At 58.8% G+C, this 11,416-nt stretch carries 13 protein-coding genes and 1 tRNA gene; 5 read left to right on the forward strand and 9 right to left on the reverse strand.

All coding sequences use genetic code 11. The features are described from left to right. The first annotated feature begins 3 nt into the window (after positions 1-3). A complete protein-coding gene (locus B5E60_RS11425; protein WP_087311721.1) occupies positions 4-630 on the forward strand; it encodes an NUDIX hydrolase in 627 nt (208 codons plus the stop codon). A 27-nt stretch (positions 631-657) separates the two neighbouring features. Continuing rightward, complete coding sequence (locus B5E60_RS11430) at positions 658-1,512, forward strand: 4Fe-4S binding protein (RefSeq protein WP_087311723.1); 855 nt, start codon at positions 658-660, stop codon at positions 1,510-1,512. A gap of 122 nt (positions 1,513-1,634) precedes the next feature. On the opposite strand, the gene B5E60_RS11435 is transcribed toward B5E60_RS11430, so the two are convergent. The 6 genes from B5E60_RS11435 to B5E60_RS11460 form a co-directional block, all read right to left on the reverse strand. Next, positions 1,635-2,825: a transglutaminase-like domain-containing protein gene (locus tag B5E60_RS11435; RefSeq protein ID WP_087311725.1), complete on the reverse strand. Its 1,191-nt coding sequence runs from the start codon at positions 2,823-2,825 to the stop codon at positions 1,635-1,637. Next, positions 2,822-3,556 (reverse strand): copper homeostasis protein CutC, encoded by a 735-nt coding sequence (locus B5E60_RS11440; protein WP_087311727.1) that lies wholly within the window; start codon positions 3,554-3,556, stop codon positions 2,822-2,824. The genes B5E60_RS11435 and B5E60_RS11440 overlap by 4 nt, the downstream gene beginning before the upstream one ends. Before the next feature lie 74 nt (positions 3,557-3,630). Next, the gene (locus B5E60_RS11445) at positions 3,631-4,209 is read right to left on the reverse strand and encodes a LutC/YkgG family protein (RefSeq protein ID WP_087311729.1); all 579 of its coding nucleotides are present in this window, start codon (positions 4,207-4,209) and stop codon (positions 3,631-3,633) included. Position 4,210: 1 nt separating this feature from the next. Then, positions 4,211-5,581, reverse strand: a complete 1,371-nt coding sequence (locus B5E60_RS11450) for a lactate utilization protein B (protein ID WP_087311731.1) — start codon at positions 5,579-5,581, stop codon at positions 4,211-4,213. After that, positions 5,578-6,318 carry a (Fe-S)-binding protein gene (locus B5E60_RS11455; protein WP_087311733.1) on the reverse strand — a complete coding sequence of 247 codons (741 nt, stop codon included), beginning with the start codon at positions 6,316-6,318 and terminating at the stop codon, positions 5,578-5,580. Before B5E60_RS11455 ends, B5E60_RS11450 begins: the two co-directional genes overlap by 4 nt. A 303-nt stretch (positions 6,319-6,621) precedes the next feature. Then, a complete protein-coding gene (locus tag B5E60_RS11460) occupies positions 6,622-7,059 on the reverse strand; it encodes an Hsp20/alpha crystallin family protein (protein ID WP_087311735.1) in 438 nt (145 codons plus the stop codon). 410 nt (positions 7,060-7,469) lie between these two features. Between B5E60_RS11460 and B5E60_RS11465 the strand changes: the two genes are divergently transcribed. Continuing rightward, complete coding sequence (locus B5E60_RS11465) at positions 7,470-8,069, forward strand: GNAT family N-acetyltransferase (protein ID WP_087311737.1); 600 nt, start codon at positions 7,470-7,472, stop codon at positions 8,067-8,069. Between the two features lie 44 nt (positions 8,070-8,113). Here B5E60_RS11465 and B5E60_RS11470 read toward each other — a convergent pair whose 3' ends face one another. Further along, on the reverse strand, positions 8,114-8,524 hold the full coding sequence (locus B5E60_RS11470) for a hypothetical protein (protein WP_087311739.1): 411 nt from the start codon (positions 8,522-8,524) through the stop codon (positions 8,114-8,116). A gap of 213 nt (positions 8,525-8,737) precedes the next feature. On the opposite strand from B5E60_RS11470, the gene B5E60_RS11475 reads away from it, so the two are divergent. Both B5E60_RS11475 and B5E60_RS11480 read left to right on the forward strand, forming a co-directional pair. After that, positions 8,738-8,810, forward strand: a tRNA-Phe gene (locus B5E60_RS11475). A gap of 105 nt (positions 8,811-8,915) precedes the next feature. Then, the gene (locus B5E60_RS11480; RefSeq protein ID WP_087311741.1) at positions 8,916-10,115 is read left to right on the forward strand and encodes a site-specific integrase; all 1,200 of its coding nucleotides are present in this window, start codon (positions 8,916-8,918) and stop codon (positions 10,113-10,115) included. A gap of 64 nt (positions 10,116-10,179) precedes the next feature. Here the strand turns inward: B5E60_RS11480 and B5E60_RS11485 are convergent, their stop codons facing one another. Beyond that, a complete protein-coding gene (locus B5E60_RS11485; protein ID WP_087311743.1) occupies positions 10,180-11,019 on the reverse strand; it encodes a hypothetical protein in 840 nt (279 codons plus the stop codon). A 215-nt stretch (positions 11,020-11,234) separates the two neighbouring features. Next, the coding region (locus B5E60_RS14085) for a hypothetical protein (protein ID WP_204246470.1) at positions 11,235-11,416 on the reverse strand (182 nt) is incomplete at its 5' end.

The following is an 11,416-nucleotide window of genomic DNA, read 5'->3' on the forward strand; positions in this document are numbered from 1 at the left end:
AGCATGAAAGATCCCGAAGATCGCAAATGGAGGGTACTCTCGAGCGAATACCTCTTCCGGCGGCCGTGGCTCACCATACGGCACGAGAGCCTCGAGCTGCCCGACGGGCGCCGTGTGCCTGACTATTACGTCCTCGAATACCCCGACTGGGTCAACGTCACGGCCATCACGCGCGACGGACGCTTTGTCCTGATCGACCAGTACCGCCACGGTCTGGGCGAAACCTCCTACGAGATTCCGGCCGGTTGTGCCGAACCCTCCGACGCCTCGATGCTGGACGCCGCACGGCGCGAGCTGGCCGAAGAGACCGGTTATGGCGGCGGGGAGTGGCGTCTGCTGACAACCGTAGCCCCGAATCCCGCCACGCAGAACAACCTCACCCACTGTTTCCTGGCAACGGGCGTCGAGCGTCTCGGTGATCAGCACCTCGATCCGACCGAAGATCTGCGCGTTCACCTGATGACGCGCGGCGAGGTGCTCGAACTGCTCCGCACCAACCGCATCCGACAGGCACTGATGGCCGCACCGCTGTGGCGCTACTTCGCCGAACACCCCTCGCCCGACGACTCCCGTCCGCCGGCCGGTACGCCGGCCGGAGATGACTCCGCAGAGACCGACACCCAAGCATAACCCATAACCCGTAACACGACACACACCATGCAACCATACGATTCAATCCAGACACTCTTCTTTTCGCCGACGGGAACCACCAAACGGGTGGTCCAGGCCATCGCCCACGGAATCGCCGGCCCGAAATCGGGAACTTCCGCAGCCCCGACCCTCCGAAACCTCGACCTGACCTATACGGAGGCCCCCGCGGCACAGATCGCCCGGAAGGAGGTGACGATTCTGGCCGTTCCGGTCTATGGCGGGCACGTGGCCCCGACGGCCCGACAACGGCTCGAAGGGATTCACGGCGCCGGAGGTCCGGCCGTGGTGGTGGTCGTCTACGGCAACCACGCCTTCGAACACGCCGCCGTGGAGCTGGCCGAACTGGCCCGCCGGCAGGGTTTCGTGCCCATAGCTGCGGCGGCCTTTGTCGGCGAACACTCCTTCTCGTCGACGGCCACGCCCATTGCCGCCGGACGTCCCGATGCGGCGGATCTGGCCGCCGCCGAGGAATTCGGCCACAGGGTGCGGCAAAAGCTCGACCGCGGAGACCTCTCGCCGGTCGATGCCTCCCGGCTGAAGGAGCGTCCTACCCCACTCTTCGCCACGCTGCGTTTCATCGGATTCGCCCTGGGCTACCTCTGCCGACAAAAGCGTAATCCGGTCGTCTATCTGCCGGAGTGCGACGCCGCGCTCTGCACCCACTGCGGGCGTTGTGCGGCCATCTGTCCCGTCGGGGCTATCGCGCGCGGCGACGAAACCCGCACCGACCCCGCACGCTGCATCCGCTGCTGCGCCTGTGTCAAGGGGTGCCCCGTCGGTGCACGCACCTTCTACACCCCCTTTGCCGCCGCGCTGTCTCGCAACTTCGCCCGTCGCAAGGAGCCCGTCACCCTGCTGTAGGGACCAGGAAGAAGCCAATCGAAGGAGCGTAAAAGATTCCCAGAAAATCTCCTAAGAATCCCCTGACAAAAAACGGACGCTCCCTGACGGAAGCGTCCGTTTATCAGATCCAAAGGCGTCGGCTACTCCATGTAACCCACCACCGAGAGGGGTTCCTCGCCCACCTCGATGGTCACCTGCGAGGCCTCGCCCCGCGCATTCTCGTAGCGGAACGTATAGGTGCGATTCTTTTCGAGCAGGATCCGGTAGCCGTCGTTCATGTCCTGCAGCGGCCCCGCCGTGCGTCCTCCGCCCACCTGTTCGGCTCCGCAGAAGACATCAACATTCGCGGCAACACGGCCTTCGGACATCCCTTCAAGAGCCCGGTTGCGGTACATCGTGAAGCGCACCTCGACGTGCGTCTGCCGGGCCCGGCGCAATTCGCTCACCTCCCGGTAGGCGGCCCGATAGCGCGAGGTCACCTCCACGGCGTGCACGTCGTGCGACGACTCGTTCCACACCATCGGGAACCAGTCGCCCGTCGGGTGGAACGACACGGCATAGACGGCATGCTGACGGTCGCCCTCCGTAGCCTGTCCGGCATCGGCCAGAAACCACGCCCGGTCGTAACCCGGAAAGTAGTACTCCGTAAAGTGCCAGGCGTCGTCGAACCATACCTCAGTCCAGCTGTGGTTGCCGCGGTTGTCGTGCCAGGCCGCCGTCCCGACAAAGCGCGCCGGGATACCCACAGCCCGCAGCGCGTCGACCAGCAGCACCGAAAGCCCCGTGCAGGAGGCCATGTGCTGGCGCATCGACTCCGAGGGGCTCTGGTTGGTCTTCTCGCGGCGCGTGTTGTACTCCACGCCGACCCGTTCGACGATGGCCCGGTTGACGGCCTCGGCCGCCTCGCGCAGCGTCCGGCATCCGGCCACGCAGGGCGTGAAGCGGTCGAAAAAGTCGCCGCGCCACGCATCGCGCACCTCGTCAACCACGGCATAGGGCAGCACCTCGTTCAGAAAGAGCGAATCGGGCAGCGCCTTCGTCCAGGGAAACACTTCGCGGGCCTTGCAGGCGTAGGCCACATTCTCGCGCAGCAGGTCGAGGCGCATCGTGTCGCGGTCGCCCTGCGGCATCCAGGCCACCAGCCACGCCATCGCTTCGCGCTCCTCGCGGGGCGTCTCGCGCAGCAGGTGTCGCAGGCTGTCGGCGCGCGGGCACTCGGCCAGCGCCGCATCGAGCAGCGGATCGTACGTTTCGGGAATGCCGCTTCCGTAGCGGCTGCCACCGCAGGCGCACAAACCCAGGCAGGTAATCAGGGTCAGCAGTCGTATCATCGTTCAAGAGCTTTGAGTATTTCCCGGATCTTCGCCTCGTCGGCGCACAGCGTCGCATATTCGGGCACCCCGTCGAGTCCTCCCATCGAGACCTTCGGATTGCGGTAGCGCATGCGGCTCTCGCGCCAGCCCCGGGCACTGAAGTGCAGCGCATCGACCTCCGTTGCGGCCAGCTGCCGCGCATTGGCGGCATTCACGCCGCTGCCGGCCATGATCTCGATGCGCCCCGCGGCCCGCGTGACCAGTTCGCCGAGGGTCGCAATCCCCTCCACGGCCGTATTGCTCCCCCCGGAGGTGAGGATGCGCCGGCATCCGCACGCGATGACCGTCTCAAGCGCCGCCATCGGGTCGCGCGTCATGTCGAAGGCCCGGTGGAAGGTCACCTCCAGCGCTCCGGCCTCGGCCACCAGACATGCCGTGCGCACGCGGTCGACCTCGCCCTCCGGAGTCAGCAGCCCCAGCACCACGCCGTCGGCCCCGCATTCACGGGCGAAGCGGATCTCTTCGGCCATCTGCGCGACCTCGTCATCCGTATAGCAGAAATCGCCGCCTCGCGGGCGGATCATCACCTGGAGGCGGATCCCCTCCACACGACGCGCCCCGCGGATCGAAGCGGCCGAAGGGGTCGTTCCCCCCTCCCACGGCGAAGCACAGAGTTCCACGCGGTCCACCCCCGCACGTGCCGCCGTACGGCACGATTCGACAGAGTAGGCACACAATTCGGTTTTCATCGTTCTTCGTTTTTTCCGAAAGAGGCGGCCGCCACGATGCGGCAACGCCCTCGCATTCATCCTTTCCCGCCCGGTTATCGGAGCACGACGGTGACCGCCATCGGTCCATGGGCGCCGAAAACCAGCGCCTGCTCGATGTCGGCCGTCTTCGAAGGGCCCGACATGAAGCATCCGTAGCCGAAGTCGTCCACCTCGGGACGCACGACGGCCTCCTGCATCGTATCGACCAGCGCATCGCGCGGAATGACGATCATCAGCGACGTGGCGCCGAAGTAGAGCGCCTTGTGGCGGATATCCTGCGCAATCCATACGGCGCCGTTCTCCGCTACGCCGAACGAGCCGCGCACCACGCCCAAATCCACGTCGACCAGTTGGCGCGGATCCTCCACGCGGTCGGGATCCACCGTTGCCGAGGTCACCTCGGGCAGCGTCGAGGCGATGCGCCGCGCCTCGGGGTAGAGGCGGGCGATCAATCCGTCGAGCGTCTCGCCCGGCTCCATCCGTACGGCCGTACCGCCCGCAGCCTCGAGCCGCTCGACAAACGTCTGCTCGCGGTCGGCAAAGCGCTGCGGAACGAAATCCATCGTCGGGCGCGGCCGGACGGCCATGCCGTCCGCCGCCAGACTCTTCAATATCTTCTCCTTGCTGTTCATCTTACTTGTTCGCTTTCTCTTTTTTCCACCAGGCGTTGAAACTCTGCCCCGCAATGGGCGGCAGCGCACGTCCCGGTGCACTCCACGGATTCAGGCCGCTCTCGACCAGCCCCCGGGGCAGCTTCTCGGCCAGGTGTCCCAGCGCAATGCTGCCGTAGAAGCGGTGACGGCCCCCCATGATGAAGTCCATCCCCTTGACGGCCGCCTTCTTCATCGGATCGGCAAGACCCATGCCGTCGAGCCGCTGCCGCCACTCGTAAATCTGCTCCCCGAGGTCAATCTTCGCCGGGCAGACGCCCGAACACGAGTAGCACAGCGAGCAGGCCGAGACGTTGCCGTGGTAGAGTTTCGGCGAGCGCAGCATCCCGAGGTTGATCCCCAGCGGGCCGGGGATGAAGTACGAATAGGAGTAGCCGCCCGAACGCCGGTAGACCGGACAGGTATTCATGCAGGCGCCGCATCGCAGGCACTTGAGCATGTTGCGGTGCGCCTCGTCGGCCAGCCACTCCGAACGGCCGTTGTCGACCAGAATGACATGGATCTGGCGGCCCGGGTCCGGCCGCCGGTAGAGCGACGTGTAGGTCGTCACGGGCTGTCCCGTACCCGAACGCGCCAGCAATCGCGTGAAGACCCCCAGCGCCTCCATGTCGGGAATCACCTTCTCGATGCCCATGATGGCGATGTGCAGATCGGCGAACGAGGTTCCCATGTCGGCATTGCCCTCGTTCGTACAGACGGCCAGCGCCCCGGTCGAAGCCACGGCAAAGTTGACACCCGTCATCGAGACGTCCGCCTCGAGGAACTTCTGCCGCAGGGCGCGCCGTGCGGCATGGGTCAGATAGGTCGGGTCACTGTTGCCCGCCTCGGTCCCCATCTTGCGCTCGAACAGCGCCCCCACCTCCTCTCTGCGCACGGCGATGGCCGGCAGCACGATATGGCTCGGCGGCATGTGCAGCAGCTGCATGATCCGCTCGCCCAGGTCGCTCTCCACGGCCTCGACGCCCCGCGCCTCGAGGTAGGGCGTCAGCCCGCACTCCTCGGCGAGCATCGACTTGCTCTTGACGAGGCACCGTCCGCCGTGGCGGCGGATCAGCTCCCACACCGTTTCGTTCATCTCGGCGGCATCCGCGGCCCAGTGGACCTGCATGCCGTTGGCCGTGGCGTTGCGCTCGAACTCGCAGAGGTAGTCCCCCAGGCGGCTCAGCGTATGCAGCTTGATCTCCGACGAGAGGCGCCGCAACTCCTCCCACTCGGGCACCGTCTCCATCATCCGGTCGCGCTTCTCGCGCACGGCGTACAGCGCCCGGTCGTGCCAGGCCAGCCGTTCGGCATCGGCCACGAATCGTTTGGCGGCTTTGGAATGCGTACTCATGACCTCGAATTGAGAATTTCAACCATGTGGATCGTCCGGATCGGAAGCTTCTCCCGCGTGATGATCCCCTGCATGTGCATCAGGCACGACGAATCGGCCCCCGTGATATACTCCGCTCCGGTGTCGATGTGGCGGCCGACCTTCGCACGGCCCATGGCCACCGAAACCGCGTTCTCCTCGACGGAGAACATTCCGCCGAAGCCGCAGCACTCGTCGCGCCGCTCGGGCTCCACCACGTCGATCCCCTCGACCAGCGACAGCAGGTCGCGCAGCTTCGAGTGGTAGGGAACCTTCTCCTCGCTCGGCGACGAGAGCCCCATGCGCCGCACGCCGTGGCAGGAGTTGTGGAGGCTCACCCGGTGCGGGAAGCGGGCATCGAGCCGCGTCGGGCGCACCACGTCGTGCAGAAACTCGCAGATCTCCCAGATCCGCGCATCGACGCAGGCGTGTTCGCGGTAATCCTTCAGCAGCCGCGGGTAGCCCTCGCGCACGAAAACCACGCAGCTGGCCGACGGCCCTACCACGTAGTCATAACGCGCAAAGAGTTCGTTCATGTGTTCGGCCAGGGCCCGGGCATCCTTCTCGAAGCCCGCATTGGCCATCGGCTGGCCGCAGCAGGTCTGATCCAGGGGGTAGTCCACCTCGCAGCCGACCCGCTGCAGCAGTTCGTACGAGGCGCGACCCACCTCGGGGTAGACCGCATTGATATAACAGGGAATGAACAGTCCGACCTTCATCCGTTCTTGTTGTTCGCTTGTTGTTTGTTATGGGTATGTTCGGTTCTGCGTCCGCCGCGCCGGGGCGCACGAACGCACCGTCAAAGATAGCCGTTTTTTTTCATAGCTGTTCCCCCGCAGGGCACTTTTCCTCGCACGAAGGCGGCTTTTCCGCTCGCCGGAGGGCTCTTCTCCCCGTCGTCCGTCGCACTCTGCCGGGCCCGGCAGCCCCCGAAAGGCGGCCGGCCGGAGAGGGCCAGGCCGCATACGGGCAAAAAAGAGAGCCCCGCTCTCGCAGGGCTCTCAAAGGCCGGGTACCGACGATTATTTGATCTCGATCTGACGAGCCACAGCCGAAGCTTCCGTCTCCTTCTTCTTCGGGAGGTCGATACTCATCACACCGTTCTCCACTTTCGCGGAGATCTTCTCGCGCTCGACATTGTCAGGAAGCAACAGGTTCTGCTGGAACTGCGTGTAGGAAAACTCCCGACGCAGATACGTGCCTTTGTGCTTCTTGTCCTCCTCCTTCTCCTCGCTGTGCTTCTCCATCGAGATGACCAACTCGTTGTCCTCGTTGATATGCACCTTGAAATCCTCCTTGGTCATACCCGGAGCGGCAACTTCGACCTTATACTCGTCGTCATTCTCGATGATGTTCACAGCCGGAGCCGTCGTGTTGCGGCGTTCCATCAAGAAATCGTTGTTCAGCAAATCGTTGAAAATACTCGGCAACCAGTTTTGATTACGTCTTACAGGTACCATAATTAAATCCTCCTTGGTTTATTTTAGTTTAACATTTTTTTCATTCGTCCCCGCCTCTTTCGAAGCGGTTTCACCCCCTATCCGATCAAATCGCGTGCCACGACCAAAAATCCAGAAAATTGTCAGAAATTGTCACACTTCGCCCGATTTTGTGTCAAAAAGTGACAAAAAGTCAGCGACGACGAGGTGACAAAACGCCATGTCCGACCGTCCGGAACACCCGGAACAGGCTTTTTCACCGGTGCGGAGGCTGCACCGCCTCGGAACTTTACGTATCTTTGTCGGAAACGGAATGCGCCTGGCACGGTCCGTCCCCCGAAAATGCCGTCCGCCGGATGGTCGGCGCGCCCTTCGGACAACGGACTTTGGCAGGCACGTCCGACCGAACCTCCGCAAAAGATCGACTCGTCATGGAAAAAACACGCTTCCGAAGCGCCGCTGCCGGCGATATACCCCGCATTCTGGAGATCATCCGCCAGGCCCGGCACCGCATGGCCGCCGCCGGAAGCCAGCAATGGCAGGACGGCTACCCCGCTCTCGACGACATATCCGCCGACGTGGCGCACGCCTGCGGATATGTGCTTTGTCACGCCGGAGAGGCCGCCGGACATCCATTTGCAGAGTCCGGCTCCGGAGAGAACCGCCCGGAAGATGGCAACAGAAAGGAGGAGCCGATCGTCGCCTACGGAGCCATCCTCTTCGACGGCGAGCCCGCTTATGCCGAGATTCGGGGCGCATGGCTCACCGCCGGGCCCTATGTGGTCGTCCACCGGCTGGCCGTGGCCGACGAGGCGCTGGGGCACGGACTGGGGACGGAATTTCTCCGCCATGCCGCCCGTCTGGCCCTTGAGCGCGGCATCCGCGCCTTCCGCATCGACACCAACTTCGACAACCACCGCATGCTGCGCATCCTCGCGCGCAACGGATTCACCCGCTGCGGGACGATCCGCTACCGCAGCGGCCAACGCGAGGCCTTCGAGAAAATTCTCCTTCGGGAAGCAGCCGACTGACAGGCCTCGCAGCACCGGATCACGGGGGGGGGATGGCCGCCGACTCACTCGGCCGCAGCCGGGACGGGGACGACCGAAGAGGGCTGCTGCACGGGGGCCGAGACGATGCTGTCGACGACAAACTTCGTGAAACCGCGCCAGGGAAGCGCCCCGAAATACTCCTTGTAATGCAACTCGACGGTCCGGCCACCGAGGAGCATTAGTTCACGGGCCAGCGCCTCGTCGTCGACCGAAAATTCAAACTCATAGGACTGGATCGTACCGGCCGTCCGGGATCGGATCCCCGACTGGATGAGCTTGCCCTCGTAGGTCTTGAAAAGAACCCCCTTGTAGACGACATAGTTCAGTTCGCCGCTCTTGATCCCTTCGCCAAAGACAAAGTAGAAGCGGAAATAGAAAAAGAGTGCCAGCCCTGCGACAAGCACCGAAAGGGTGATGATCCAAAATTTCTTCATGATCGGCTCCTTGAGGATACGGATACAAAGGTAGCAAATTTCGCGGATCGCAGGGGCACGGACCGGAAAAATAATTCTGCCAAAGGGAGATTCGGCGGCATCGGGAAGGGGTAAAGGCGAAAAAACACGACATTTTTCGAGCAAAAATTTGCAGAATGATTTTTTTTGTATACCTTTGCACCACGATAAAACCGAAAGGCCTAATCGTCGGATGGTGCCATAGCTCAGTTGGTAGAGCAAAGGACTGAAAATCCTTGTGTCGGCGGTTCGATTCCTCCTGGTACCACAAAGAAAATCAACCACTTACAGCAATGTAGGTGGTTTTCTTTTTATCTTTTCCGTAGCGGTTTTATGCACGTTTGAACAGGTTGTTTAAACCGTTGTTTAAACCATGAGTTCCACAATCGAGGTCGTTTGCTACAAGTCCAAAGTATTGGCAAACAATGAATCACCGCTAATGTTACGAATCACGAAAGACCGTAAGTCAAAATATTCCAGCATCGGTATTTCAGTCAATCCCGCATTGTGGGATTTTGAGAAAAACAGACCGCGTAGAAATTGCCCGAATCGCCTGCATATCGAACGCCTTATTGCTGATAAAATAGAAGCCTATCGTGCAAAGATGATTGAATTGCAGGCCGAGAAAAAGGAGTTTACCGCGACATCACTACATGAAAGAGTTGCAGACAAGACTACGAAACGCACCGTTGGCGAGGTGTTTCTATCACAAATCGAGAACTTGAAGCAAACGGGGCGAACGGGCTATGCGCTATCGCACAGAGAGGTCTACAATTCGCTACTGAAATTCAACGGGCATCTGAATATCTACTTTTCAGACATCGACACGGTTTGGTTGAAACGCTATGAAACATGGTTACGGGGACAGGGCTTTTCAGAAAACACAATAGGCCGTAGATTCCGTACTTTACGGGCTGTCTATAATGTAGCCATTGAGGAAAAGTGTGTGAAAGCGGATTATTACCCGTTCAAATCCTACAAGGTTTCCAAATTGCACCAAGCGACGGCAAAGCGAGCCATAAGCAAGGCAGACATCATGCGGATTATCGAATACCGCAGCAATGATTTCTACAAGCAATTTGCGGTCGATTTGTTTGCGTTCGGTTACTTTATGGGCGGGATTAATTTCGTGGATATAGCCTACCTCAAAACAGATAATATTGTAGATGGACGGCTGATTTACATACGGCGTAAGACTCACAAGTTGATTAGGCTGCCTTTGCAGTCCAAAGCGCAGGAGATTATAGAGCGTTACCGAACGGACGGTGCGCTCTTTTTGTTTCCCATTCTTTCAGCGTTTCATAAGACCGAGCAACAGCAACGCAATCGAGTTCACAAAGTAATTTCCAAAGTGAACGAGCGACTGAAAGAGGTGGGAAAAGAGCTGGAAATCCCTATCGACTTAACGACCTATTGTTTGCGGCATAGCTTTGCGACCGTATTGAAACGTGAGGGCGTTAGCTCGTCGATAATTTGCGAATCGCTGGGACATAGTTCTGAAAAGGTCACGCAAATCTACCTCGATTCATTCGAGAACTCGCAAATCGACGAGGCCATGCAACACTTATTGTAAAGGTAAAGGAGGTCGGGAACCAATAATAATCCCGACCTCCACAAACCTTATACAATTGTCATTTTTAACCGAGATACTGTGTCAGCATATCCATAATCAACTGCTCCCGTGCCACGCCTATCATTTTGCGGGGATTCATAATCTGGTCAGCTTGGTCGCGTGTTAAGGCATTGATTTTCTGCTCCATTTCCACCGTGAACTGTTCGAAATCCTCATCGGGATTCTGCTGCTTGATGATAAAGTCGATTAAATATCTGTTCATAAGGAATTTATCCTTAAACTTTCCCTGTGCAGCCTTATACCACCTGCTACTGGAACGAAACCACGTTTCATCCTCAAAGACTTTAGGCAACTGTTTCGTATTAAGACACTCCACCAAGTCTTTAGCTTGCAGAGTGTTCTTGCCGAAACACCACAACGAAATTGTGGAAAGTGGACACGCCTTGCCATGCAGGAACATGGCGAAATCGAACACTTCGTTGGCTTCTTTGAGCATCATGGCAGGTGCGGCCATGTAATCCGATTTTTTCCAAACGGTGGTGCAGATATTCATTTGTGCAATGACCTCCGTAATGGATAATTCAGCATTGAGGGGTTCGCAAATCACAAGGTCATTCAAATCCAACTCTAAATTCTGATAAGCTACCAATCGGTGCTGACCGTCCAATACGGCGTAATACTTTCCTGCATCCTCGTTGGAAATTTCACGCCCTTTCAAATCGACCAGACGGCCACCCATCTGAATTACCTTTTCGCCATCAGTTACCGTGATAGGCGTCAATTGCCCATAGGCTTTCATGGATTTTTCTTTCTGCTTCACGATTTTGACATTTACAGGGCGGTTTCCCTTAACGAATGCAAACTGACGCTGGGCGTCATCCTTTGAAATAACCATCTTTTTCATGGTCTTTACTTACTCTGTCCTTTATGCAGAGGGGCTGATAATGGCTGCAATCCTTGCCCAAAGACTACAGACCGCAAAGAATACCCTTGTGGCAGGGCAAAGGTCTAAATATAATCGTTATATCCTATTAAATAGCAAGTTATCAACGACACACGGGCTGATTCAGATTATATACCAAAAATATCAGTCAATTACTTGACTTTTGGTTAAATATTTTATATCTTTGCAGAGCAATTCAGTAAAGAAACCCACACTACAAATTGAGCAGTTCCTATAAGGGCAGATTCGTCTGCCTTTTCTTTGCGTTGTGTTACCACATTTTTTGAGTGCGAAATGAACATTCCCTTTAATAAGATAGTTTCAGAATCAAAAAATATGGAATCGTTAAAAAGTGCAT

Origin of the sequence: Alistipes sp. An116, assembly GCF_002161005.1 — a bacterium.
Classification (GTDB): domain Bacteria; phylum Bacteroidota; class Bacteroidia; order Bacteroidales; family Rikenellaceae; genus Alistipes; species Alistipes megaguti.